We start from the raw sequence: 25145 nt of genomic DNA on the forward strand, positions 1-25145 counted from the left end.
CTAGGAGCCACCACCCGCATGCGGAAGATACTCGTCGTCGGAGCCGGTCAGTCCGGACTCCAGCTCGCCCTCGGCCTGCAGTCGCACGGCTACGAGGTCACCCTGATGTCGAACCGGACCGCGGACGAGATCCGTTCCGGCCGGGTCATGTCGACGCAGTGCATGTTCGACACGGCACTGCGGCACGAGCGCGATCTCCAGCTGAACTTCTGGGAGTCCCAGGCCCCGAAGATCGAAGGACTCGGCGTCTCGGTGGCGGCCCCCGGCTCCTTCGACCCGGGACCCTCCCAGCGCGCGATCGACTGGGTGGGCAGGCTCGACGGGTACGCGCAGTCGGTCGACCAGCGGGTGAAGATGGCCGGCTGGATGGAGACCTTCGCCCAGCGCGGCGGCCAGCTGGTGATACACGGCGCGGCCGTCGGCGACCTCGACTACTTCTCCCGCACCTACGACCTCGTCCTGGTGGCGGCGGGCAAGGGCGAACTGGTGTCGATGTTCGCCCGCGACCCGGAGCGCTCCCCGTACACCGAGCCGCAGCGCGCCCTCGCGGTGTCGTACGTCCATGGACTCGGGCCGCGCCCCGAGCACCCGGAGTTCGACGCGGTCCGCTGCAACCTCGTCCCCGGGGTCGGCGAGCTGTTCATCATGCCGACGCTCACCACCTCGGGCCGCGCCGACATCCTGTTCTGGGAGGGCATACCCGGCGGCCCGCTCGATGTCTTCAACGGCGTCAAGGACCCGGCGGAGCACCTCTCCCTGACCCTGGAACTCATGGAGAAGTTCACTCCGTGGGAGTATGCGCGGGCCACGAAGGTCGAACTGACCGACGCCGGTGGCACATTGGCGGGCCGCTACGCCCCGACCGTCCGCAACCCCATCGGCCGACTGCCCTCCGGCGGTCTGGTCCTCGGCGTGGCCGACGTGGTCGTCGCCAACGACCCGATCACCGGACAGGGCTCCAACTCGGCGTCCAAGTGCGCGTCCGCCTACCTCGCCTCGATCGTGGAGCGGGAGGACAAGCCGTTCGACGAGGAGTGGATGCGGGCCACGTTCGACCGCTACTGGGCGACCGCCTCGCATGTGACCAAGTGGACGAACGCCATGCTGGCGCCGCCGCCGGAGCACGTCCTGAACCTGATCGGCGCGGCCGGCCAGGTGCAGCCGGCTGCCGACCGGTTCGCCAACGCGTTCAACGATCCGGCCGACTTCGAGAACTTCTTCTACGAGCCGGAGAAGACAGCCGCCTATCTGGCCTCGGTCGCCGGGGTGTGACGGGTATCTGACCTGGGGTTCGGCCGTCGTCAACTGTCGTCGTCGGTTGTCGTCGGCTGGCCTCGGACGGCCCGCAGACGGCCCAGTCGGCGAAGCCCTCCCGCTCGATATGGCTCACAAGTGGATCACCCCGTCTTGGAGTGTTTTGCCTCCAGTACATAAGTCGGGAGAGGCACCCAAGGCGACCAAGGAAGCGCGCCAGGTCCGGCAGGCTCGACCCGCTCGGTGTGCTGCTGTCGATCATCGGTCTGGCGGTGCTGGTCTACGGCGTCGTCAAGGGCGGCCAGCTTGGCGACTTCACCCGGCCCGGGCGTGGGCGACGATCCTGGGCGGCTTGGCGGTCCTTGCCGGCTTCGTGGTGTACGAGGCCCGCAGTGACCATCCGGCTCTCGACGTCACCTACTTCCCCAACCGCGCGTGACGGGCGTCCCCGCCCAGTCGATCGAGGAGTTCGTGGCCGCCCGCAGGGGCTTCTACCTGGGCTGAGTCGTCCCGGCCACGACCGGCCCCAAGGCGACTCCTGGCACGGGGCCGGCCCTGGCCGTGGCCTCAGCGCGGCTGACAGGATTTCAACCTGCGGCCTCATCCCTATCAGGTCGATCACAAGGGACCGAGGACATCCATCAACCGGCTTCCTGCCTTCAGCCATCGTCCACTGAGATCCGGCGCCGATCGCCACTGTTCGCGGTTGTTGGTGTCAGTCGCTGGTGTCAGCCGATCGACTCCCAGGTACCGCCTCCGAGTCGCTCCCGAGCAACCGCAAAGCCTCCCTGCGGACGCCAGCATCCTCGTCGGATGCAAGTGCCTCGAGTTGCTGCACGAACTGGTCCCGCCGGCCATCGGCGATCATCCAGCTTTGATGGTTGAACACGTCGCCGTCGAGCTGGTCAGCGGTCCACCACGCCTCAGTCCGTGACAGCATCGCAAGAACGATACGCAGACCAACGAGATCCCGTCGTTGCAGCAGTGCCTCCGCCGTTTCTTGCGTGACTCCAGTGTCGTGCGGGTCCAACAGAAGCCGCTCAAGGACCGGCGTGACTTCCTCCTGGCCTGCAACTGCCGCAAGCTGCCTGCCTGCGGCAGCTCTGCAAGACCATGACTCCGACTCGGCGTCTCGGAGAGCTGCCCTCAATCCGTCTGCCTTTTGCTCCTGGTTCACGCAGCCATGTTGCCGTCCCCTGGGCCGCGTGCCTACTTCGTTTCCAGGATCGACGATGGACGGGATGGGAGCTCCCCACGCTCGCCACGATGTGCCCGCGGCCGGGAACGGCGTCCCCTCCATCCCGGTGCCGGCCGATCCCTCGCCGGAGGCATCGTCCTTGACCGTGGCCGAGGTTGGACGGGTGCTCGCCGAATGGCCTTCGGCCAGATCCACATGTGGGCGGGCGTCGGCGCAGCCGGGGCGGAGCGGGCCGAAGGCAGGAGCGGCGCCCCGAGCAGAGCCGGGAAGCCCGCCCGGCGGAGCGGAGCGCAGCCGGGTGCTCGAACGAGGAGTCGTGGAAGCACGCGGTCGTCGCGGCCGGCGTCATCCCGAAGCCGGAGATCAAGGCAGCCGGTTACGCGGCGGCGCGCGAGCACGGCATGCACGCACTGAGGCACTTCTATGCGTCCGCGCTCCTGGACTGCGGGGAGAGCATCAAGGCTGTCAGTGAGTACCTCGGGCACAGCAACGCTGCCTCGACGCTACGGATCTACGCGCACCTCATGCCGAGCAGTCGGGAGCGGACCCGTACGGCTATCGCGACGGTCTACGCCAAAGCCCAACGCCCTGTCTGACGGCCCACAGCCCCGTACAGGCTGACCACAGTTCGGTAGAAACCGCTGGCAGAGGCCATACGGGGCCGTGGGCTTGCTTCTCTGAGCCGGAGAAGACGGAGGCCTGTCTGGCCTCGGTCACCGGGGCGTGGCGAGCCTCTGACCTGCGCTCCGTCCTGAGGATCGTGCGCTCCTCTGATCGGCTGCCGGCCGGTGCCGCATCAGCCGACGACTGCCCTGGAAGACAGGCCTTGTCCGGCACCGAAACAACTCCAGGGCGTGCTGCGGAGCGGAAACCCCGGAACCTGGCTCGGCGGCACGATCCTTACCGGCGGTGCGGCGCTCGGGGGGTCGGCGGGCCCGGTCGCCGTGCCCGGAGCCTGCGCGAGTCCGCCGGCCCACAGCTGGTCGACACGCGAGCGCTCGGTGGCGTTCGGGTAGCGGTTGGTGCAGGACGGGCCGGCGGTGCCGCCCGACATCAGCTCACTGCACGGCCCGCCGTAGTCGTCCGGCAGGCCCAGCACGTGCCCGGTCTCGTGGGTGACGACGCGGACCGAGTCGTACTGCTGGTTCTGGGTGTAGTCGAGGAAGACGTAGCCACCTCCGTGGCCGTTGGTGGAGGCGTAGGACCCGCGCGGGTCGTTGCCCTCCTGGTAGGAGAAGTCGGCACCGCTCGACGCCTCCTGGAGCCTGACGTTGGACTCGGAGCTGTTCCATATCGAGGCCGCGCTCGATATCTGCGAACGGAAGCTCGGTGCCCGGGAGGCGTTGTAGGTGACAGTCACCGTCTGCGCGTTCGGCTGGGCGGCGCGCTTCTCGGCGACGGACTTGAGCACGGCCTCGAAGAACGCCTTGCTGTTCGCTGCCTCCTCGGCCGACCCGCCGTACCGTGCCACGGAGGTGCCGGAGGCGGCGGACGGGGTGGCGGCCGCCTGGGCGCTCGCCGGCACCGCCGCGCCCAGCGCGCCGGAGGCCAGACCCAGGCCGAGGGCGAGGAGTCTCGTGGACGTTCGGGACGACTTCATGTGGGGGGCTCCTACTCACTCGGTGACGCCGAGCGCCCGGTGCGCGGTCGACTCTGGGTGAACACCGGTTCCGAACTGCGGCGACGTCCTGTGGGTCGACATTCTTAGAACGGCTCGACAGGGAGCGCAAAGGGTCCCCGCCACTACGCCGCCTCGTAGGTCCCGGGACCTCGCCAGGGCGGTGCGCGGGTCTCCGGTCCGCACATGGCGGCAGGGAGGGAAAGCTGTCGCGGCGTCAGAAGCCTTGCGTCAGGGGCCAACGGGCGTGCGGGCCGGCCGGCCGGAATCCCGCGACGCGCGGCCGGATCCACATCCGGGCCAAGACGGACAAATCCTCAGATGTCTGCCATGCCGCGTCTACTAAGCATGCCGGTTTGATGGCGAGATGCTGTGACCGACGTCATAGAACATGAGCTTCCGTCTCTTTTGCGCCCCACCGTCCCCGGGGGCGCCCCCAGGGAGTCACCCTCGGCCCATCGGTGGCTCTCGGCCGGCGCGAACACGAGTCGTGTCTCTGTGTCGGCGAGGACCGGGGCCTACCTGGCCTCCATTGCCGGCGTCCGAGCGGGAGCGTCGTCCGGGCGTACCGCGCCGAGTACCGGATTGGAGGCGAGAGGCGAGACCTCCACCTTCTCGCCCGGTCTCGGAGCCTGTACGACCTCGCCGTCCCCCACGTACATCGCCACATGCGTCGCCTCGGGGAAGTAGACGACCAGGTCGCCGGGGCGGAGCCGGCTCAGGGGGATCTTCTTGAGCCGGGCCCACTGGTCCTGGCTGGTGCGGGGGATCGGGGTGCCCGCGTGGTCCCAGGCCTGGGAGGTCAGGCCCGAGCAGTCGTACGACTTCGGGCCTGCCGCTCCCCACTGGTACGGCTTGCCGATCTGGTCCATGGCGTAGCGGACCGCCCGGTTGCCCTCCCCGGACGGGGGCCGGTCGTCGCCGAGGGTGTCCGAGGCCGTGAGCTTCTGCTGTGCGGCGGCGACCCCGTCCTGCTCCAGCTTCGTCACCTCGCCGAGCTGTCCCGGAGTGAGGGAGGCGAGGAGGCGTTCGACGTCGGCGAGCCTGGCCGTCACGTCGTCGCGCTGCTTCTTCTGCTGCTCGGCGAGGGTGAGCCGGGCGTCCAGGGCCTTGCGGGCCGCCCTGGCCAGTGCGTCCTTCTTCTGCTCGGTGCCGGTCAGCCGGTCCACCGTCTCGGCGCGCTCGCGGGCCAGCTGTCCGATGACATGGCCCTCGTCCAGTGCGTGCTGCGGGTCGCGGGCGAGGAGCAGGCGCAGGTAGGGGGAGAGGTCGGAGCTGTTCTGGTACTGCTGGCGGGCCAGGCGTCCGGCGTCGATCCGGCTGCCCTGCAGGGCGAGCCGGGCGCGGGCCAGCTCGGCGTCGAGGCGGGCCACCTCGGCCTGCTGCCGCTTGAGCTTCTCCGCGGTGGCGTTGTAGGTCTCGGTGGCCTGCTCGGTCTGCCGGTACAGCTGCTGAAGGTCCGTCAGCAGCTGGGTCGCGGACCGCTCCGGTTGCGGCGTGGCCGCCGCCGGTACGGGCGCGAGGACGGCCTGGGCCGCCACCACCGCCGTACAGGCCAGGCGCGAGAGCCGTCCTGACATGTCATTACCTCCGGTGCGGAACGGGCGGGGCTTCCGCCTGCTATCGCACCGCGATAATCAGACATGTAGGGAGATGCGCGTGCCGCGCCTACGCGGTTCGGCGCAACTCTGTCACCCGGATGCCTCATCCGGCTTGCCGGCCGGCGCATCGTCCGGCTTGGACCAGGGCCACCTGGCCCGGCCGCCCCGCGCGCCCTCGGGGACGTACCGGTACTTCCACCCCTGCACCAGGCCCAGCTTCTTGCTGTGTCCTCTCGGCACACGCCGGTAGACGAGCACGGTGGGCGGGCCGCCCGCCGCGTCCGGGACGGGGATGCGGTACGTCTTCGGGGGGTGGCCGGTCATGCCCAGCAGGACGGGCAGCACGCGCCCGTCCATGGGTCCGCCCTCGAAGGGGGTGTCCTGACTCTTCACGGCTTCAGTCTCGGTCATCCTCGCCGAGCGCGCCGACGAGGGCCGCCGTCTGCGGGTCGCGGGCGGCGGTCACCGTGAGGACCGCCACGAACTGCTCGACCAGCCAGTCGCGCAGCTCGTCGACCGGGGGCTGCTTGTCCTCGTCCAGCCAGATCAGGGAGGCCGCCTCCACCGCCGTGATCCACATCCGGACGGTCATGCGCAGCCGCGGGCCCGGGTCGGAGATGCCGAGGTGGCTGTAGATGTGCTCGGCGGCGGCCCGGCGCACCCCGTCCACGATCGCGGTCGTCCGGGACGTCTCCACCACGCTGCCGCCCTGGAGCAGTGCGCTGAAGCCGGTGTCGTGCTCGTCCACGAAGGTCAGATAACGGTCGAGGACCCGGGACAGCCGGGACAGCGGGGGGCCCTGCCGGGTCTCGTCGAAGCACTGCCGCAGCTCCTCGGCGGCCGACCCGAGCGCGGCCTCGTACAGCTGCTGCTTGCCACCGGGGAAGTACCGGTACACCAGCGGACGGGAGACCCCGGCCGCCTCGGCCACGTCGTCCAGCGACACGTCCTCCGGGGCGCGGTGCGCGAAGAGGGAGAGCGCGGCGGCGAGGAGCTGACTACGGCGCTCCTCGACGCTGAGCCGACGGTAGGCGGGGGTGGTGGCCTGCGGGGTCATGCCTCGCAGCGTAGCCGCCGGGCGGTGGGGGTGCCGGGTGCCCTGTCGGCGGGCGGGCCGTCAGGCCTTGAAGCTCATGACGCCGAAGGGGAATCCGTCGGGCACCTTCACGCCCCAGTTCATCGAGAAGACCTTGCCCTTGCAGTCCTTCTTCGAGTACAGGTTGAGCATGTACCGGCTGTTGTTGTTGACCGACCGCGCACCCACGGAACGGCTGTTGTAGCACTTGCCGGGCTGGGTGTTGATCTTCCCGGACCGGCCCTTGAAGTGCTCCTGGGACCAGACGCAGGTGTAGTTCTTCTCGCAGTCGCCGCTCGCGGCGTGGGCGGGAGTGGTCATGACGGCCAGGCCGATACATCCGGCTGCGGCCGCCACACCCGCCGAACGGGCGACGCGCCTGAGGAAAGTCACTGAATAAACCCCGTAGTTCAATGGTCAGTTGAGACTGCGGCCGTGGCCATCACATGATCACGGCCGCCGCGTCAGTCTAACCGCCGCGCTACGCCAGCAACCCGGACGACCTCCACAGCCGCCTGCCGACCCCTCGCAGCACCCCGATGTCGTCCAGGAAGTCGGTCAGCCGCTTCGCGCCGGTCTGCATGACCTCACGGCGATGCCCGCTCGCCCTCACCTGCGCCATCGCCTCCCGCTTGTCGAGGCCCACGTTGGTGTACACCTCGGGGTTGATGAAGGCGACCGAGAAGACCCGGGCGAACTCGCCGGAGGTGACCCGGGTGAACTCCTGGGACCACTTCGGCGCGGTCAGCATCTGCCGGCGCAGTTCCTCGCGGGCGTAGCGCACATGCCGGGCCTCCTCCACGACGTGGATGCGCGTGACCCCCCGGATCAGCGGCTGCACCCGCTCGTCCGGGAAGGTCAGCCGCTGCATCCAGTCCAGCACCTCCTCGCCGAGCAGCGTGGCCGTGAAGGAGCCGGGGGTCGTGGAGATGGTCTTGAAGAGGCGGCCGAGGTTCTGGTGAGCCCGGCTCACCGGGTACCAGGGGGCGTCACCCCGCGCGATCAGCCGCGCGAACATCTTCGAGTGCCGGCACTCGTCCTCGATCTCGGTGAGGGCGTACCGGACGTGCGCGCTCGTCGCCGCCTTGTCGTAGATGTGCCGGACCAGCAGCTGCATCAGGATCAGTTCGAACCAGATGCCGAGCGAGGCCAGCGCCGCGGACTCGTGCTGGGAGAGCAGGATCCGCTGCTCCTCGCTCATCCGCCGCCACAGCGGGGTGCCGTACAGCGAGACCAGCTCCGGCGGCCAGAACCACTTGCCCTCCTCGAAGGGTGCCTCCCAGTCCAGCTCCTTGTCCGGGTCGAAGGAGTGCTTGGCGGAAGAGACGAGCAGCCGTTCGGCCACCTGTTCCCGGTCCTTCAGCAGGCCGAGCGCGTCGCGCAGCCCGTCGAGCGCGTCCTCTTCCGTCAGGGTCGTCATGGCTCCCTCACCTCGTTACCCGGGGGTACATCGTCCGCCTCTTATGAGACTGCCTGTCAGCAAGCCCGTCAATCCCTTGCACATGACTTGTTGACTCGCGGTCCGCGTGTGAGCCTGCGAGGTATGCCGACCCAAGACCTGTACGTCAACGACCCCGGAGACTCCCCCTGGCAGGTGCCCGCGAGCGGCGAGGCCCGGTTCAGCTGGGAGTACGACGGTGGCCGTGACCGTCTGCTCGCCCTGTACCAGAAGGGCAAGGACAAGCAGTGGGACGGACAGACGCGCATCGACTGGGAGCTGGAGGTCGATCCGTACGACCCGCTCGGCACCCCCGAGGAGTCGATGGCGCTCTACGGCACTCCGTACTGGGCCAAGCTCACCGACAAGGACAAGGGCGAGCTGCGCCGGCACTACGCCTCCTGGCAGTTCAGCCAGTTCCTGCACGGCGAGCAGGGCGCGATGATCTGCGCGGCGCGGATCGTGGAGTCGGTGCCCGACATGGACGCCAAGTTCTACTCCGCGACCCAGACGATGGACGAGGCCCGGCACGCCGAGATCTACGGCCGCTTTCTGCACGAGAAGATCGGGATGGTCTACCCGATCAACGACAACCTCCAGTCCCTGCTCGGCGACACCCTCCGCGACAGCCGCTGGGACATGCCCTACCTCGGGATGCAGGTGCTGATCGAGGGCCTGGCGCTGGCCGCGTTCGGGATGATCCGGGACACCACCGACAAGCCGCTGCCCAAGCAGATCCTCGCCTACGTCATGCAGGACGAGGCCCGGCACGTGGCCTTCGGGCGCATGGCCCTGCGCGACTACTACAAGCAGCTCACGGACGCCGAACTGAGGGAGCGCGAGGAGTTCGTCATCGAGGGCTGCTACCTGATGCGCGACCGGCTGCGCGGCATCGAGGTGCTGGAGAACTTCGGCATCCCGCGGGCGGAGGCCGAGCGGATCAGCGCGGACTCCGAGTTCCTGCAGCTCTTCCGCCGCCTTCTGTTCAGCCGCATCGTGCCCTGCGTCAAGGACATCGGCCTGTGGGGCAAGCGGCTCCAGGAGGCCTATGTCGACATGGGCGTGTTCGACATGGGCGACTCCAACCTGGACCTGCTGATGACCCAGGACGAGGAGATCGCCGAGCAACTCGACGCGGAGCGCTTCGCCGTGGAGGAGCGCGAGCGGGTGGCCGAGGTGCAGAAGGCGATCGAGTCGGGGGCGGACGGGGTCTGACCCGCTCACCACGGTGCAGTAGCGTGCTGGCGTGTCCATGCCTCCAGCACCGCAGCAGCCGCCGTACCCGGGCGGGCCCCAGCAGCCGCCGTACCCGGGCGGGCCCCAGCAGCCGCCGTACCCCTACGGCCAGCAGCCCCCGCAGGCCCCCGGCCCGTACGGCTCCCCGTACCCCCAGCAGCAGCCGTACCCGCCGCAGCCCCACCCGCAGCAGCAGTACCCCGGCTGGGGCGTCCCGCCCATGGGCCCGCCGCCGAAGAAGCGCAGGGTCGGGCTGGTGCTCGGGATCGTGGGCGGTGTGGTCGCGGCCGGCATCGCGGGGATCGTGCTGCTCGGTGTGGTGCTCGAGAGCGGCTTCCCCGCGGCGAAGAACAAGCTCACGCTGCCCCACACGCTGGTGGACGGGAAGTACGTCCTCGCCGACGACCTCTCCGACACCGAGGGGCAGAAGGTCGAGGACGAGGCCGACGGCGCCTGGGACGCCAAGGACATCCACGCCCTGGTCGGCCGCTACAGCCCCGGCGGAGACGACTCCAAGGGCATGCTGCTGGTGTCGAGCATGTACGGCCGGTTCAAGAACAAGGGCGACGTCCGGAACAACATGCTCAAGGGGGCCGCCGAGGCCGACGGCGTGACGGTGGCGGAACCCCCGAAGGACGTCACTCCGGCCGGCTCCGACGTCACCATCACCTGCGAGGTGCTGACTCAGAAGCAGTCCCTGCTGACGCTCACCTACCCGGTCTGCGCCTGGGCGGACGGCAACACGGCGGCCGTGGTCGGCGAGGTCGACCTGGCGCGGAAGGGCTCGACGGACGTGGACCTCGACGCCGCCGCCCGGAACACCGTCAAGATCCGCTCCGAGATGATCAAGCCGATCGGCTGACCGCCACCGCCACCGCCACCGCCACCACCGCCACCACCGCCACCACCGCCTCCTCGGGCTCTCCCGGCCCGAAGAGCGCGGGAGGGTGCGGGGGTGTGAGAGGCGCGGGAGGACCCCCGGCGCCCCGCGCCGGCACCCCCGGTGCGGCCCCGGCGAAGCCGTCAGTGCGGTCCGCGACGGTGCTGGTTCGGGCCCTGCGGCTTCCGGTACCCCTCGTCCCGCAGGCCGAGAACCGCCCGCATCACGTCCTTCGCGATCGGTGCCGCGTCCCCGCCGCCACTGATCTCGCCCCGGTCCGCAGAGGCGTCCTCGACCACCACCGCGACCGCGACCTTCGGTGCCGGGTCGTCGTCGGCCTGTGCCCAGGAGACGAACCACGCGTACGGCACACCGGAGTTGCCGATGCCGTGCTGGGCGGTGCCGGTCTTGCCGCCGACCACGGCACCGGGGATGGCCGCGTTGGTGCCGGTGCCCTCCTGGACCACGCCGGTCATCAGCTCCCTCAGCCGCATGGCCGTCGACGGGCGCATCACCTGCCGTTCGGGCCGTAGACCACTGCCCGCGATCGTCTCGCCGCCCCGGCGGGTGGTCCGTTCCACCAGGTACGGCGACCGCAGCCGGCCGTCGTTGGCCACGGCCGCCGCGACCATCGCCATCTGCAGCGGAGTTGCCCGCGTGTTGTACTGCCCGATCGAGGACAGCGCCAGCTGTGCCTTGTCCACATGGGTGTCGAAGGTGCTGGGCGACACGGCGAAGGGGACGCTCAGCCGGGTGTCGTTGAAGCCGAACCCCTCGGCCGTGGCCGACATGTCAGCCACCCCGACGTCCACGCCCAGCTTGGCGAACACCGTGTTGCACGACCACTCGAACGCCTTCCGCAGCGAGGCGTCCGCACAGCCGTCGCCCTCGTTGGTCAGCCGGGTGGTGGTGCCGGGCAGCCGGTAGGGGTCGGGGGAGTCCGTGGGCTCGTCCAGGTCCATGACCGTGCCCGAGTCGAGCGCGGCCGCCGCGGTGACCACCTTGAACGTCGACCCCGGCGGATAGGTCTGCCGTACCGCCCGGTTGAGCATCGGCTTCTCCGGGTCGTGGTTGAGCCGCGCCCACGCCGAGGCCGTCGCCTCGCTGTTGCCGGACAGCTCGGCGGGGTCGTAGGACGGGGTCGACACCAGCGCCAGGATGCGGCCCGTGGTGGGCTCGATCGCGGCCACCGCGCCCCGGCGCCCGTGCAGCCCCTGGTACGCCGCCGCCTGCGCACCCCGGTTGAGCGTCGTGACGACGTCCCCGCCCGGGCTGGGCTTGCGTGTCACGTCGTTCCACACCGGGAACGGCGACAGCATCGGGTCGGTGCCGGAGAGCACCCCGTCCTCCGCGTGCTCCAGGAAGGTCGTGCCGTACATCTGCGAGGCGTATCCGGTGACCGGCGCGTACAACGGGCCGTCCCGGTAGGTGCGTTCGTAGCGCAGTTGCTCGCCGGTGTCCGTGGAGCCGGTGACCGGCTCGGCGCCGACCAGGATGTCCCCGCGCGGCTGGTGGTAACGGGCGATTGCGGGACGGCGGTTGGCCGGGTTGCGGTCGTAGGAGCCGGACTGGACGAGCTGCACCCGGGCGGCGTTGACCAGCAGGGCCACCAGCAGCAGGGCGCAGAACGCGGACGCGTGCCGGATGTACCGGGTCATGGGCCGGCCGTTGCCGTACTCGGTCACGGGGCCTCCTGCCCGTCGTACTGGCTGTGGGCGGAGTCGCTCACCCGGATCAGCAGCGCCACGATCGCCCAGTTGGTGACGACCGAGGAGCCGCCCTGGGCGAGGAACGGCATCGCCATACCGGTCAGCGGGATCAGGCCGGTGACCCCGCCCGCGATCACGAACACCTGGAGCGCGACGATCGAGGCGAGACCGGCCGCGAGCAGCCGGCCGAAGGGCTCGCGCAGGGCGAGGCCCGCCCGGTAGCCGCGCTCCACGAGCAGGGCGTAGAGCAGGAAGATCGCCGCAAGACCCGCGAGGCCCAGCTCCTCCCCGGCCGTCGCCAGGATGAAGTCCGACTTGACGGCGAAGCCGATGAGGACGGAGTGGCCGAGCCCGAGCCCGGTGCCCAGGAACCCGCCCGCCGCGAAGGCGAACAGGGACTGGGAGAGCTGGTTGGGGCCCTGCCCGGCCTCGATGGTGGCGAAGGGGTGCAGCCAGTCCTCGACCCGGCCGTTGACATGCGGCTCGAGACGGCCGACGGCGACCGCGCCGAGCACGGCGAGCAGCAGACCGACCGCGATCCAGCCGGTGCGGCCGGTCGCGATGTACAGCAGGACGACGAACAGGCCGAAGAACAGCAACGAGGTGCCGAGGTCGCGCTCCAGGACCAGGACACCGACGCTCAGCAGCCAGATCGTCACGATCGGGCCGAGCACCCGCCCGGTCGGGAACTGCATCCGCCACAGCCGGCGGCCCGTGTAGGCGAGCGCGTTGCGGTTGGCGGCCAGATAGGCGGCGTAGAACACCGCGAGCAGCACCTTCGCGAACTCGCCCGGCTGGATGGAGAATCCGGCGATCCGGATCCAGATGCGGGCTCCGTTGACCGCCGGGAAGAGGATCGGCAGCAGCAGGAGGGCGAGGGCCGCGACCACACAGACGTAGGAGTAGCGCTGCAGCACCCGGTGGTCGCGCAGCATCAGGACGACCACGATGAACAGGCCCACCCCGAGCGTGGACCACACCAGTTGGGCGGGGGCCGCCCGGTCGCCCGGCGTCTCCAGGTCCAGCCGGTAGATCAGCACCAGGCCCAGACCGTTGAGCAGCACGGCGATCGGCAGCGGGAGGGGGTCGGCGTACGGCGCCCGGATGCGGACCGCGAGATGCGCGAACAGGGCGAGCACACCGAGTCCGGCGCCGTAACCGGCGGCACCGGGCGGAACGGTACCGGTCTTCGCCACGCCCACGGCGCAGTAGCCGTACACGGACAGCAGAACGGCCAGCACGATCAGGGCCAGTTCGATGCCACGCCGCCGGCGGAGGCGTACGGCGGAGGCGGGTGTCCGCGGTGCCGTCACGGTGGTTCCGGCCTTGGTCATGTCCGGAACCTACCCAAACAGGACAGTCCGGCTGGGCAGGCGCCACGGGATGCGCGGAGTGCCCCACGGGGCGCGGGGCCGTATCAGCGTGCGGCTCTGCCGCATGGGCGCGACCAGCCGCACCCGACCTGCGCAGCGCAACGCACCCGCGGTCCCCGGCCGTCACTCACCGATGCGCCGGAGGTACAGCGTGGCCACGGCGCCACCGTCTGCCGCATTGCCGAACGTCAGCCGGGCGCCCAGTACCTCCGCCTGGCCCAGTGCGATGGTCAGACCGAGCCCATGCCCCTTCGCCCCGCCCTCGGTGCGGAAGCGCTGCGGCCCGTGCGCCACCAGGTAGTCCGGATAGCCGTCCCCGTGGTCCCGCACGGTCACCATCGGTCCGTCCACCGTCAGCACCACCGGCGCCCGCCCGTGCTTGTGCGCGTTGGCCACCAGGTTTCCCAGCACCCGCTCCAGACGGCGCCGGTCGGTCTCCACCCGGGTGTCCCGGACGATCCGCACCTCGGTGTCCGTCCCGGAGGCCCGCACCACCCGCCCGGCCAGCGCGCCCAGCTCCTCGGAGTCGGCCTCCAGCTTCTCCCGGCCGGTGTCCAGGCGGGAGATCTCCAGCAGGTCCTCGGTGAGCGTGCGCAGCGCCGCCACCCGGTCCCGGACCAGCTCGGTCGGCCGGCCCGGCGGCAGCAGCTCGGCCGCCGCGTGCAGGCCGGTCAGCGGGGTGCGCAGCTCATGGGCCACGTCCGCGGTGAAGCGCTGCTCGCTCTGCAGCTTGCTCTGCAGCGAGGACGCCATGGAGTCAAGCGCGGCGGCCACCGCGGCCACCTCGTCCTCGGGCCGCGTCGGGTCCTTCGTCCGGGGGTCGTGCACGCGGGCGTCCAGGTCGCCCGCGGTGATCCGCCGCGCCACCTGGGCCGTGCCGTGCAGCCGCCGGGTCACCCGGGTCACCGCGAACGCACCGACCAGCAGCGTCGCCCCGATCGCCAGCGCCGACGACCACAGGATGGAGTGGTCGAGCCCGGCGATCGTACGGGACTGCTGCGAGTAGTCGACCGCCACCGCGAGCGCCCGGTGTCCGCCGGCCGGGCCCGCCGCCCACATGGTCGGCCGCCCCTGGTGCGAGGAGACCATCGTGCCGCGCCGCCCGGCCACCGCGAGCGCCCGCAGCCGTACGGGCAGCCCCTCGGGATCCACCCCGGCGCCCGGCGCCAGCGCGTCCCCGGCCTCGTACGCCTGTGTGGCGTCCTGCAGCCGGGACAGCGCCAGGTCGCGGGCCTGGCCGACGGTCTGGTTGGTCACCGACACATGCACCAGGACGCCGAGCAGCGCGGCCAGCGCGCAGCACATCACCGTGATGAACGCGGCCGCCTTCACCGCGAGGGTCCCGGCCCACTGGGGCAGCGCGAGTCTCACGGCGTGCTCGCGGACGGGGTGGCGGAGGGCGGGTGGCTCTGCGGGCCCTTGCCGGTGCGCAGGAACTCGTCGCGGGAGAACACCATGGCGCGCTGGTCCGGGTCCCAGGTCCAGGTGGTGCGGTACTCGTAGCCGGAGATCCCGGTCGGAGAGCGTTCGATCAGTGCCCGGCCGGCCAGCTCCACCCCGATGATCGCGTCGTTGTCGGACAGCACCTGGACCAGCTTGTGGTTCTCGACCGTGTAGACCCGCACCGCCGTCTGGTTCGTCGGGTAGAGCCGGAAGCCCAGCGTCATGTCGGCCCGGCCGTCCCCGGTCAGGTCCCGGTAGTAGGCCTTCAGCAGCGGGCAGCGCGCCCGGTCCCCGCCCGGTTCGCACTCCTTCACCCGGTCCACGGTCGCGTGGTACGGCCCCTTGGGCCCGTAGTCGTCCGGGTGCGCGGCGATCTCCGCGCGTACGACGTCCACCGGATCGACCTTGCGGATGTCGTCGCCGGGCACCCGGATGCCCTTGACGGTCGCCCTGGTCGCCGGGTCGTACGGATAGGCCGGGCTGGAGGCCGGCCTGAGGTCCGGCCACAGCTTCGCCGGGCTCACCGCGGTCGGAGTCGCCCCGGCGCCCTCCAGGCCGCCCCGGTCCCCGCAGGCCGTCGCCGTCACCGACAGCAGGGCGACCGCGGCCGCGGCGAGGGCGGTGCGCGCGGTGCGACGGGCTGACACAGGGCTCCTGGGGCTTCGGGGGGGGCGGATCACGACCCCGTACACCTTATTCGTAGGGAAGTCCTTTTTGCGCACTCGGGGCGGTGCTGGGGGAGAGGCTACTCGGCCAGTTCCTCGAGAAGCCGGGCGGTGGCCAGCCCCGCCCGCAGGTACTCCACGAACAGGTCGTTGTGCAGTGCCCACGGGGAGCGCCGGGCGCGGATCAGCTCGATCGCCTCCTCGGTGCTGCGGCCCCGCCGGACCAGGGTGTGGGCGACGACCAGGCCCGAGCGGTTGTAACCGTGGTAGCAGCGCACCAGCACCGAGCGTCCGGCGTCCAGCGCCTCGTGCGCCGCCCGCGCCAGCCGAATCACCCCGGCGAGCTGCGTCCCGTCCAGCGGGCCGTCCGGAATCGGCCACACATGGTGCTCTGTCCCGGGGCCGGGCCCGTACCCCGGCAGCCGCAGCAGCGACTGCACCACATCGAACTGATCTCCTACGACGGCGAACTCAAGGCGCCCCGAACCGCCCCGGAACTCGTGCCCGCCCATCCACAGGCCGGGCTCGATCTCGCTCCACGGGCACTCCGGAGCCGGTACGTCGGGCTGCTTTCCGCGGGTCCGCAACGGCGCCTCCCCAACTCCCCCTCGCAGGGCTGGTCTCCACGGTAGCCGGGTTCTTGCGTGGGAGCACCCCGCCTGTTCCCATGGTCGAGGGGTGATGGCGCATGAGCGGACTGCGCGTGGTGCCGACCTGGCGGCACGGCCGCGAACGGCTGTACGTCTGCGGCCCGGACGGAGGGAACGTCGCCTGGTACGACCGCGAGACCGGCCGGGTGAACCTGATGGGCGAGGACCGCGAGGAGGACGTGCTCGCGGCCCTGAAGCCGTTCCTGACCGGCCCGGTGACCGTGGGCCCGCCCCCGGTGCCCACACCTGCGGAGCTGGCCCGGCTGACCCTGCACCCGGACGACGACCTCGCGCCCAACCGCCCCGGCGAGGCCCTGCTCGTGGCCATCGACCGGGACCCCGGCCCCGTCCACCGGCTCCGCCCGGACCCGCGCCGGCGCGCCCTGACCGCCGAACAGACCGTCGGCGAGGCACTGGACCGGCTGGAGGGGGCGGGCTGGCACACCCTGCACTCCCTCCCGCTCCCCGGCGGCGACCGCATCCACCACCTGCTCATCGGCCCCGGCGGCCTCTTCGCCGTACACGCCCTGTACGCCCGCAAGCAACGGCTCCACGTGGCCGACCCGATGATCACCCTGGGCCGCCGCGAGCCCGAGCCGCTCCTGCGCCGCCTGCGCGCCGAGGCAGACCGCGCCTCCTACGCCCTGACCGCCGAGGTCCGCCCCGTCCTGGCCCCGGTGGGCCCGGCCGACGTACGCCTCACGGCCCCACCGCGCGGCATCCGCGTCCTCCAGGAGCCGGAACTCACGACCCTCGCCCGCCAGGGCGGAGTGCTGAAGCCGGCGGACGTGGAGGCACTGCACGCGATGGCCCGGGACCGGAACACGTGGGGGAGGGTGTAGGGGAGGGAGGTCTGCCGCATCGGCCCGGGTGTGCGCATCAGCCTGTCCGGCGAGTGGGGGCGAGGGGCCACACCCGTCTGCCCGACCGGCGCTTGAGGACGAGGCCCCTTCGGGGCCGAAGCGGGGGCCGGGGGCAGCAGCCCCGCGGCAGGGGTCGCAGGGGACGGCGTCCCCTGATCGGGACGGGCAGGGGCGGCGAGGGCGAACCCCCTCAGGGCAGCGACACCGCCCGCCCGGGATCCAGCAACCCCGCCAGCAGATCCCCATGGACCCGCACCCGCGGCGCGATGTCCCCGGCCACGAACTCCAGCTCCGCCGCATCCCGGCACCCGGCAACCTCCTCCCAGCTCACCGGTGCGGACACCATCGGCGCCCGCCGGGCCCGCAGCGTGTAGGGCGCGGCCGTGGTCTTGCGCCCCGCGTTCTGGCTCCAGTCCACGAACACCTTCCCCGGCCGAAGGCTCCTCGCCATCCGGTGCACCACCAGCCGGGGCATCGCCCGCTCGGCCTCCACCGCGAGCCCCTTCGCGTACTCGCTCGCCCGCTCGGACGACCCCCCGCGCACGGCCGCCAGCAGATGCAGCCCCTTGGACCCGGCCGTCTTGGCGTACGCCTCGATCCCGTCCGCCGCGAGCCGCTCCCGCAGCCACAGCGCCACCTCGCAACAGTGCACGATCGTCGCAGGTGCCCCGGGGTCCAGGTCGAAGACCAGCCGGTCGGCCTCCTCCGGGGACTGCACCAGCCACTGGTGCGTGTGGAACTCGGTCACCAGGTTCGCCGCCCAGACCAGGCTCGCCAGGTCCTGCACGACCACCATCCGGGCCGGCCCCTCCGACCGGGGGACCTCAGCGGTCGTGACCCACTCGGGCGTACCCGGCGGCACGTTCTTGGTGAAGAACACCTGTCCGTCCGGCCCGTCCGGATACCGCAGAAAGGACACCGCACGGTCGCGCAGATGCGGCAGCAGCACCTCGGCGGTGACCGCGTAGTAGTGCACCAGCTCCCCCTTGGTGAAGCCGGTCTCCGGATGGAGCACCTTCTCCAGATTGCTCAGCGCGACCCGTCGCCCCTCCACCTCTGTCATGGGAGTCATAGGATGACAATCCCAGACATTCCTCTGCATAACACTCTGCATAACACCAGCAACCAAAGGAAGGCTGCTGCACGTGCGATCCATATGGAACGGCGCGATCTCCTTCGGTCTCGTCAGCATCCCGATCAAGCTGGTGAACGCCACCGAGAGCCACTCGATCTCCTTCCGCCAGATCCACACCGAGGACAACGGCCGCATCCGCTACCGCAAGGTGTGCGAACTGGAGGACCGCGAGGTCACCCAGTCGGAGATCGGCAAGGGGTACGAGGACGCCGACGGCACGATCATCCCGATCACCGACGAGGACCTCTCCCACCTCCCGATCCCCACCGCCCGCACCATCGAGATCGTCGCCTTCGTGCCGGCCGACCGGATCGACCCCCTTCAGATGGACGCGGCCTACTACCTCGCCGCCAGCGGTGCCCCCGCGGCCAAGCCGTACACCCTCCTGCGCGAGGCCCTCAAGCGCAGCCACAAGGTCGCCATCGCCAAGTACGCCCTGCGCGGCCGGGAACGTCTGGGCATGCTGCGCGTGGTCGGCGACGCCATCGCCATGCACGGCCTGCTGTGGCCGGACGAGGTACGCGCCCCCGAAGGCGTGGCCCCGGACGTGGACGTCACCGTCCGCGACAAGGAACTCGACCTCGCGGACGCCCTGATGGACACCCTCGGCGAGGTCGAGCTGGACGACCTGCACGACGAGTACCGCGAGGCGCTGGAGGAGGTCATCGCGGCGAAGGCGGCCGGCGAGACCCCGCCCGAGGCGCCCGAGCCCGCCGCCGCCGGCAAGGTGCTCGACCTGATGGCGGCCCTGGAGAAGAGTGTGCGCGCGGCCCGGGAGTCCCGGGGCGAGGAACCGGCGGCCACGGAGGAGGCCGAGGTCAGGCCGCTCGCCGGGCGCCGTTCCACCCCCAAGGAGACGGGTGGCAAGAAGTCGACGGCCACGACGGCGAAGAAGACGGCTGCCAAGAAGACCACGGCCGGCAAGAAGTCGACGGCCAAGTCCGCCCAGAGCGCGAAGAAGACGGCGGCGGCGAAGGCGACGTCCAAGTCCACGGCGAAGACACCCGCGAAGAAGACCACGGCGAAGAAGACCACGGCGAAGAAGACGGCGTCCCGCAAGCGCACGGCGTGAGGGCGGAGCCGGCCGGGCGGCCCTGCTTCCCGCTGCGGGCGGAGTTGCCCGTCCGGCGGCGCCGCCTCCGGACGTGGGCTGCACCCCGGCCGTCGATCATGAGAGGCGTTGCGGCTCGGGGAGGCCTGGCGGGGGAGTCCTGTGGCGGCTCGGGGAGACTCAGGGGGCAGCGACCCCGCGCTGGGAGTGCGGCCGTGGCGGCGCGCGTGGGCCGGCTGTGGTGGCGGGCGTGGGCTGGGCTGTGGCGGCGAGTGGGGGCCGGCTGTGATGACGAGCGGGGACCGGGCCGTGGCGGCGAGTGGGGGCCGGCCGTGACGACGACCGGTGACCGACCGCCCGCCGCGGCCCGGCGCGACCTGGTGATGGCCACCGTGGGCCGCACCCTCACCTTCTGGGCCCGCGGTATCGGGCCACCCGGCCCTCGCGAAGATCACCAGCCCCGAGCGCGGGCGGACCGGTGACCGAAGCGTGCCCTGATTCCCTCCCCTGAATCCCTCCCGCGAGGTGGGACGACTCGGGCACGATGAGGGTGTGACATACCTGGTGACCGTCGCCATGACCCCTCCCAAGGGCGCCCCGGAACTCGACGCGCTGCAACGAGAGGGCGTCGTCTTCCTGCTGCGGAAGGGGTTCGACTCGCTCGAAGCGGTCGAGGGACCCGACGGGATGGAGATCGAGCTGATGGACGACGTCATCGCCGCCCATCCCGGCGGCGCCCTGGTGAAGCTCTTCGTGGACGCACCGGCGCTGGAATTCGCGGAGGACGCCGCCCGTGAGGTCGTGGCGGAACTCCTGGAGCGCACCGAGCCGCTCGCCGACTGGCGGATCACCCGGTGCGCGGTGGAGCTGAACTCCGAACTCCTGCAGGAGAGCCTCGACGCGGCCGACGGCCCCGACGCCCCGCCGGCCGACCTGGCGGAACGCGCACGACGCCACGCGGCAGCCGTGCCCGCACCGCCCGCGGGCCGCCTCGACCCGGCCGAAGTCGAGACGATGCGCTCCAGACTGCGCTCGCTGGCACCCGCCCTGGCCGCCTTCCCTCTCGACTCCTTCGGCTACTCCTCGGACCCGGAGGAGCGGAGCGTCAGCCGGGAGGCGGCGGAAATCGCGGCCGGCGCCGTCGTGTTCGCCATCGACCTCCTGGTGGACGAACTCTTCACCGACCTGGCCAGCCTGGAGGAAGACGGTCCGACGGTGGCCGAGAGCGACGCCACCTTCATGCTCCTGGACGACCTGCCCCCGCAGTTCGCCGACGCGTACACCGTCCTGTTCGCCCGCCGCCTCACGGTCACCGCGGTGACCCTGACGGCCCGCCTCGCCCAGCCCCACCCCACCCGCCCGACCTGTGTGGCCGAAGAGATCCTGCTGAGATTCCTCCTCACCCAGGCCGAGGTGACGGCCGACCTCTACGACCTTCTGACCGAAGAGGTCGCCACGGCCCTGGAGGTGTTCGCGGACGGCATCGACGAGGACCTGGACAGTGAACCCGTCGCATTCGACGACTGGTTCACCCCGTTCGACGAGGAGGGGTTCGTCCACCCGTACGCGGCCCACGACGACGAGGAGTCACTACAGGGGCCCAGCGCCAGATGACCCTCCGTCAGGCGCTGATCCGCGGAATGCCGGGCAACGCGAGATGCCGCGGGGCAACGCGAGATGCCGTCAGGCTAATGCGAGATGCCGTGAGGTAACGCGAGATGCCGTGAGGCAAGCCGGACGATACGATAGAAGCTCTATCGAACCTCACGAAATGCTTCCGAAAACGAACAGGACGCATTGTTCAGGTGGGGTGACGTCCGCACGGCGTGACGGAGCGAGATTTTCCGCCCTGGGTGTTCTGTGCGACCGCTGCCGCGGGTGACGGAGCCTGTCACGTCCCATCGGCCGCAAGACAGCGTTCAAAGCAGGTTGAACAATGAACCGCACTCGTCGTCTCGCAGCACTCACCTTCCTCGTCGCCCCCGCGCTCGCGGTGGGCCCCGCCCTTGCCGCACAGGCCTCCGCCGCCGCCCCGGGCACCGCACCCCGTGCGGCGTGCCACGTCGAAACAGAGTCGAACGGCAAATACCACCTCTGGGGTGAGGGATTCCCGGGCGGTACGAAGGTGACCTACTCGGGTTCCGCCTCGGGCACCGTCTCCACGGACAAGTCGGGCCGGTTCGACCTCGGGGGCCTCAGTGGCAGCACGTTCGTCGTCAAGACGAACAGCGGAACGGCCAAACTGACCTGCGGCATGGTCCAGCACTGAGGTTTCCGCACACGGCCGTTGCTGCACCAGGGGATTGACCCGGTGTCAGTCGGATGAGTGCACGAATTGCATTCACACGGCGCTGAACCCGGTGCCGACGATGCCGTGGGCCGGCTCGCCCTCGCGCCTGGCACAGCGGGAGCCGGCCGGCGGCTGAAAGGTCGGTGTAACCGCTGTGGTCACACCGGTAGGAGCGACTCGATCATTCCGTCCCCGGCCAGAACCGCACATGCTGAAGTCAGCAAGGCCCGACCCGGAAGTGAGATTGGCGCAACCGTCAGGAGCGCACATGCCCACCCTTGGCCGCCAGGACAGCATTTTCGTGCTCGATCTCGGAGACGGCGAGAACCGCTTTCACCCCGACTGGCTCGCCGCCGTCAACGCCGCCCTGGACGAGGTGGAGAAGTCGGAAGGACCGCGTGCCCTGGTCACCGCCGCGACGGGCAAGTTCTACTCCAACGGCCTGGACCTGGAGTGGCTGAGCGCCCACGCCGACCAGCGCCAGAGTTACCGCGGCTCCGTCCACGGACTCTTCGCCCGCGTGCTCTCCCTGCCGATGATCACCGTGGCCGCTCTGCAGGGGCACACCTTCGCCGCCGGCGCGATGTTCTCCCTCGCGCACGACTTCCGTGTCATGCGCGCCGACCGCGGCTTCTGGTGCCTGCCCGAGGCCGACATCAGCATTCCCTTCACGCCCGGCATGTCCGCCCTGATCCAGTCCCGGCTGGCGCCGCAGACCGCGCACGAGGCCATGGTCACCGCCCGGCGCTACGGCGGCTCGGATGCCGCGGCCGCCGGCATCGTCGACCGGGCGGTGGACGAGGACGCCGTGCGTTCCACGGCCTTGGAGATCGCCGAGACACAGCTCGGCAAGGCCGGAGACACCCTCGGCACCATCAAGGCACGCATGTACGCCTCGGTCCTGGCCACCCTGCGCGACGCGACCCAGCTGCTCGACTGAGACCGCCCGTGCGGAGGGAGCCATTGTGGGGGAGTCACTGTGATCCACCGAGAGGCACCGAGAGGCACCGAGAGAAAACGAGAGACAACGAGAGACAACGAGAGAGGTCGGGAATCAGTGAGACTGACTCCCGACCTCTCGTGTCGGCATCCGCCCTGGTCAGAGCTTGATTACCGATGGATGAAGCTGAGTGCCCCCGGCAGGATTCGAACCTGCGCACACGGGTCCGGAGGGCCTTTCATGGAGTGCAGCAGGGGCTGTCGCAGGGCTTTCCACGACATGACCCGGGGCTGTCGTCCACACAGAGTCCACAGGCGACTGTCAGCGCTTCCGAGGCTTCGGAAGCGACGGTGTTCGCCTCGGTCCGGATGCGGGGGCGTTGTCCTGCTGTCAGCCGGCTACGTGCATGTCGTCCAGGTACATGCCGTGGAAGGCAATGGAGACGACCCGTGGCCGGCTGTCGGAACCACCGTCACGGGGGCTAGTTGCTTTGCGTCGAGCCGTACCCGTGGCCGAGACAGGCACCTTGTGCGTCATTGAGCGGGAAGGTAGTGCTCTCCCCGAAGTCCGGGGCCTGGAAGGGGTTTGTCGTCGGAGGTGGCAACGCTGCGGTGGCACTGCGGGGTGCCCTTTCCGGGGCGGAGAACGGCGAGGTCAGATCGATGAGAGGTCTCCCATTCGGTACAGGCCCCCGAAGGGACCTGGTGTGCCGTGACCGGGCACAGCGGTCCTACAGCTTGCTCATCTTGCTGTACGGGCTCAAGATCCGCTCTCGCGTCGAACCGAAGTCCACGAGCGCCGCGATCCCTTCCTCGATGCCGATCACCCGGCCGAGTCCGTACATGTCGTGTGTGACCTGGTCGCCCACGGCGAAGTGCTTGGGAGGTGGCGCGACCGGGGCCTTGAAGGGGCTGGTAGGCAGATATCGCTTCTGTGCAGCAGGCTTTGTCATTGCCCCCAGTATGCGCCTAGGTGTGTCTCGTTCGCTGCCGTCGTGCACATCCGCTGTTCGCCACACGGCCGGACACAACCACCGCGCCGGTAGGCCGGGCAGGCCGACGGGTGACAGCACTGCGGGAAGCCACGTTTGGACAGATCGCAGCTCGTTGGTGATCAGGGGTGGTCCTTGAACGCCGCGTACGCTCGCTCGACCTCGCCCAGGTACTGCTCCAGGCGGAAACGAACCTCCTCAACGGGCCTGCCATCGGGCCCCGGGTACATCAGGTCGGACCGGATGACCGTCTCGCTCCGTAGCCGGACCCGGACGGGCTGACCGTCCGGCTCCGACTGGGACTGCTCCTGAGCCGTCACATCCACCTTGCACCGCCTGCCCGTCGGACAGAGCGGTCCGCCTGGGCGGAGCAGTCGCCGCGGGCCGATCCCGGCTGTCCGGCCATCGCTGCGCGCCACCACGTCGAGGCCATCGACGAAGAGGCGGGTGTGCACGGCAGCACACGCCGGCGGCCCTGGGCAGGCACTGATGAGCAGCGTGCTCACCGCACCATCGCTGTGTCTGTCGGGCGCGATGGCCCTCAGCGCGCGCGGGGGTCTACGCGGCATCCGCCCGATGTGACGTCATGGGTCGACCGTAGCGGCGAAGCCGCCGCTGGAAGTTGTCGGCGGCAGGTTGCAGCGCCCCACCGCTCAGATCGCGGAACCAACCCGCTTTCAACTGTGTTGGCGGGGGGGTTCGTGCAGGGCGGTCCACCTGCGTTCATGGGCGGTTGGCGGTGGGAGTGCCACTCGGTCAAGGTCTCCACCGAACGGTCGTGAACGGCCTTGAACGAGACGGCAACTGAGACGGCAACTGAGACGGCAACTGAGGCGGGGGCCTGCCGGGCCTGCGCGCACTGGCGCCCACCGTACGAGGACGCGAGCCGCCCTTGCTGTGCCCCTTGGTAGTGCGACTGGCCGGCCCGGCCAGCCCTCTGGCCCCCTGAGCGGCTCAGCGCGACGCGACCTCGGTCATTCGATGTCACGACATTCTCAGTGCTTGAAGGAGTCCTTGGTCCTCTCTTTCGCGCCCCGCATCCTGCCCCGCGTCTCCAGGGCGGCGCCCTTTGCCGCGAGGGTGTCCTTGTGTACCGCGTGGGCCGCCTTCCGCACGGTCTTTCCGACAACCTGTTCGACCTTTGCCTTGGCTTTCTCTCCGGCACTCATCTCAGCACCTCCGCACTCACTGACCGAGTGCCCTCGAGGCAGGGGCAAAACCTTGTCCGGAGGGTGTCCCTGCTGCAGCACACGCGACAGCACGCAGATGTGTCGCAAGTAGCGGGTGATCGGTGAGTGGTGCATGTGAAAGGGCGGGACCCGGTGAGACCGGGACCCGCTCTCTGTGCGGGCTACCCCGATCCCCCCGGGGGGATCGGAACGGGCAGTAGCGACTCCGCCCCGGGGCGACACTGACCTCCGGCACCGGGTTGACGTCGACCGGCTGCGGGCCCACCCCGCAAGCACCTGCCTGACGTCCATGTGGGTGACTGAAGCTGCACATATCAGATATGTGACATATGTGGCAATATGGCATCTGTGGCATTTGATGCGAGAGGAGAGCATCATGATCGCCAAGCTGCTCGCCAAGCTGTCATTCACCCGCCACTACGGTGCGTACGGGTCTCACGAATGGGATGCGTACGCCGGCGACTGAGTCTGACCTCATTGCCGGCGGGTGCCCCGGGCGCCCGCCGGCTCCCGGTGACGCAGCCGACGACATCGGCCTGGACAGG

At 70.3% G+C, this 25145-nt stretch carries 23 protein-coding genes and 3 pseudogenes; 10 read left to right on the plus strand and 16 right to left on the minus strand.

Going from position 1 to position 25145, the window contains the following annotated elements:
- Window positions 1-18 precede the first annotated feature (18 nt).
- Together ACIRU3_RS38010 and ACIRU3_RS38015 are read left to right on the plus strand one after the other, a co-directional pair.
- Window positions 19-1272, plus strand: a complete 1254-nt coding sequence (locus ACIRU3_RS38010; RefSeq protein WP_404066669.1) for a styrene monooxygenase/indole monooxygenase family protein — start codon at window positions 19-21, stop codon at window positions 1270-1272.
- Between the two features lie 200 nt (window positions 1273-1472).
- A pseudogene (locus ACIRU3_RS38015) lies at window positions 1473-1687 on the plus strand (MFS transporter); the annotation flags it as partial.
- A 282-nt stretch (window positions 1688-1969) separates the two neighbouring features.
- Here the strand turns inward: ACIRU3_RS38015 and ACIRU3_RS38020 are convergent.
- Entirely contained in the window at window positions 1970-2431 is a 462-nt protein-coding gene (locus ACIRU3_RS38020) for a hypothetical protein (RefSeq protein ID WP_404066671.1), read from the minus strand.
- Window positions 2432-2757: 326 nt separating this feature from the next.
- Between ACIRU3_RS38020 and ACIRU3_RS38025 the strand changes: the two are divergent.
- Window positions 2758-3048 (plus strand): annotated as a pseudogene (locus tag ACIRU3_RS38025) (tyrosine-type recombinase/integrase); the annotation flags it as partial.
- Window positions 3049-3404: 356 nt separating this feature from the next.
- Here the strand turns inward: ACIRU3_RS38025 and snpA are convergent.
- From snpA to ACIRU3_RS38055, 6 genes and pseudogenes are all read right to left on the minus strand, one after another.
- Window positions 3405-4052 (minus strand): annotated as a pseudogene (snpA, locus tag ACIRU3_RS38030) (snapalysin); the annotation flags it as partial.
- Window positions 4053-4588: 536 nt separating this feature from the next.
- A complete protein-coding gene (locus ACIRU3_RS38035; protein WP_404066674.1) occupies window positions 4589-5650 on the minus strand; it encodes an NlpC/P60 family protein in 1062 nt (353 codons plus the stop codon).
- Between the two features lie 111 nt (window positions 5651-5761).
- On the minus strand, window positions 5762-6064 hold the full coding sequence (locus ACIRU3_RS38040) for a hypothetical protein (protein ID WP_404066677.1): 303 nt from the start codon (window positions 6062-6064) through the stop codon (window positions 5762-5764).
- A gap of 4 nt (window positions 6065-6068) precedes the next feature.
- The gene (locus ACIRU3_RS38045; RefSeq protein WP_404066680.1) at window positions 6069-6728 is read right to left on the minus strand and encodes a TetR/AcrR family transcriptional regulator; all 660 of its coding nucleotides are present in this window, start codon (window positions 6726-6728) and stop codon (window positions 6069-6071) included.
- A 60-nt stretch (window positions 6729-6788) separates the two neighbouring features.
- Window positions 6789-7067 (minus strand): peptidase inhibitor family I36 protein, encoded by a 279-nt coding sequence (locus ACIRU3_RS38050; protein ID WP_404066683.1) that lies wholly within the window; start codon window positions 7065-7067, stop codon window positions 6789-6791.
- Between the two features lie 160 nt (window positions 7068-7227).
- Entirely contained in the window at window positions 7228-8166 is a 939-nt protein-coding gene (locus ACIRU3_RS38055; protein ID WP_404066685.1) for a diiron oxygenase, read from the minus strand.
- A gap of 123 nt (window positions 8167-8289) precedes the next feature.
- Between ACIRU3_RS38055 and ACIRU3_RS38060 the strand changes: the two genes are divergently transcribed.
- Together ACIRU3_RS38060 and ACIRU3_RS38065 are read left to right on the plus strand one after the other, a co-directional pair.
- Entirely contained in the window at window positions 8290-9399 is a 1110-nt protein-coding gene (locus ACIRU3_RS38060; protein WP_404066687.1) for a ferritin-like domain-containing protein, read from the plus strand.
- Between the two features lie 37 nt (window positions 9400-9436).
- Window positions 9437-10282 carry a hypothetical protein gene (locus tag ACIRU3_RS38065; protein WP_404066758.1) on the plus strand — a complete coding sequence of 282 codons (846 nt, stop codon included), beginning with the start codon at window positions 9437-9439 and terminating at the stop codon, window positions 10280-10282.
- A 161-nt stretch (window positions 10283-10443) separates the two neighbouring features.
- On the opposite strand, the gene ACIRU3_RS38070 is transcribed toward ACIRU3_RS38065, so the two are convergent.
- The 5 genes from ACIRU3_RS38070 to ACIRU3_RS38090 form a co-directional block, all read right to left on the minus strand.
- The gene (locus ACIRU3_RS38070) at window positions 10444-11958 is read right to left on the minus strand and encodes a penicillin-binding transpeptidase domain-containing protein (protein ID WP_404066760.1); all 1515 of its coding nucleotides are present in this window, start codon (window positions 11956-11958) and stop codon (window positions 10444-10446) included.
- 23 nt (window positions 11959-11981) lie between these two features.
- Window positions 11982-13343: an FtsW/RodA/SpoVE family cell cycle protein gene (locus tag ACIRU3_RS38075; protein WP_404066689.1), complete on the minus strand. Its 1362-nt coding sequence runs from the start codon at window positions 13341-13343 to the stop codon at window positions 11982-11984.
- A gap of 162 nt (window positions 13344-13505) precedes the next feature.
- Entirely contained in the window at window positions 13506-14753 is a 1248-nt protein-coding gene (locus tag ACIRU3_RS38080) for an ATP-binding protein (protein WP_404066691.1), read from the minus strand.
- A complete protein-coding gene (locus ACIRU3_RS38085) occupies window positions 14750-15472 on the minus strand; it encodes a hypothetical protein (protein ID WP_404066693.1) in 723 nt (240 codons plus the stop codon). The genes ACIRU3_RS38080 and ACIRU3_RS38085 overlap by 4 nt, the downstream gene beginning before the upstream one ends.
- Before the next feature lie 98 nt (window positions 15473-15570).
- The gene (locus ACIRU3_RS38090; RefSeq protein ID WP_404066696.1) at window positions 15571-16077 is read right to left on the minus strand and encodes a dual specificity protein phosphatase family protein; all 507 of its coding nucleotides are present in this window, start codon (window positions 16075-16077) and stop codon (window positions 15571-15573) included.
- A 101-nt stretch (window positions 16078-16178) separates the two neighbouring features.
- On the opposite strand from ACIRU3_RS38090, the gene ACIRU3_RS38095 reads away from it, so the two are divergent.
- On the plus strand, window positions 16179-16982 hold the full coding sequence (locus ACIRU3_RS38095; RefSeq protein ID WP_404066698.1) for a nuclease-related domain-containing protein: 804 nt from the start codon (window positions 16179-16181) through the stop codon (window positions 16980-16982).
- A gap of 211 nt (window positions 16983-17193) precedes the next feature.
- Here ACIRU3_RS38095 and ligD read toward each other — a convergent pair whose 3' ends face one another.
- Window positions 17194-18075, minus strand: a complete 882-nt coding sequence (ligD, locus tag ACIRU3_RS38100) for a non-homologous end-joining DNA ligase (RefSeq protein ID WP_404066701.1) — start codon at window positions 18073-18075, stop codon at window positions 17194-17196.
- Between the two features lie 73 nt (window positions 18076-18148).
- On the opposite strand from ligD, the gene ACIRU3_RS38105 reads away from it, so the two are divergent.
- The 4 genes from ACIRU3_RS38105 (at window position 18149) to ACIRU3_RS38120 (ending at window position 22419) form a co-directional block, all read left to right on the plus strand.
- Window positions 18149-19210, plus strand: a complete 1062-nt coding sequence (locus ACIRU3_RS38105; RefSeq protein WP_404066704.1) for a Ku protein — start codon at window positions 18149-18151, stop codon at window positions 19208-19210.
- Between the two features lie 531 nt (window positions 19211-19741).
- On the plus strand, window positions 19742-20803 hold the full coding sequence (locus tag ACIRU3_RS38110; RefSeq protein ID WP_404066707.1) for a hypothetical protein: 1062 nt from the start codon (window positions 19742-19744) through the stop codon (window positions 20801-20803).
- Between the two features lie 322 nt (window positions 20804-21125).
- On the plus strand, window positions 21126-21458 hold the full coding sequence (locus tag ACIRU3_RS38115; RefSeq protein WP_404066710.1) for a hypothetical protein: 333 nt from the start codon (window positions 21126-21128) through the stop codon (window positions 21456-21458).
- 289 nt (window positions 21459-21747) lie between these two features.
- On the plus strand, window positions 21748-22419 hold the full coding sequence (locus ACIRU3_RS38120; protein WP_404066713.1) for an enoyl-CoA hydratase-related protein: 672 nt from the start codon (window positions 21748-21750) through the stop codon (window positions 22417-22419).
- Window positions 22420-23149: 730 nt separating this feature from the next.
- On the opposite strand, the gene ACIRU3_RS38125 is transcribed toward ACIRU3_RS38120, so the two are convergent.
- The 3 genes from ACIRU3_RS38125 to ACIRU3_RS38135 form a co-directional block, all read right to left on the minus strand.
- Window positions 23150-23371, minus strand: coding sequence for a hypothetical protein (locus ACIRU3_RS38125; RefSeq protein WP_404066715.1), 222 nt, complete (start codon window positions 23369-23371; stop codon window positions 23150-23152).
- A gap of 161 nt (window positions 23372-23532) precedes the next feature.
- Window positions 23533-23730: a hypothetical protein gene (locus ACIRU3_RS38130; RefSeq protein ID WP_404066718.1), complete on the minus strand. Its 198-nt coding sequence runs from the start codon at window positions 23728-23730 to the stop codon at window positions 23533-23535.
- 675 nt (window positions 23731-24405) lie between these two features.
- Window positions 24406-24579 (minus strand): hypothetical protein, encoded by a 174-nt coding sequence (locus tag ACIRU3_RS38135; protein WP_404066720.1) that lies wholly within the window; start codon window positions 24577-24579, stop codon window positions 24406-24408.
- Between the last annotated feature and the right edge of the window lie 566 nt (window positions 24580-25145).

It is taken from the genome of Streptomyces sp. NPDC101151, assembly GCF_044768335.1.
GTDB lineage: Bacteria > Actinomycetota > Actinomycetes > Streptomycetales > Streptomycetaceae > Streptomyces.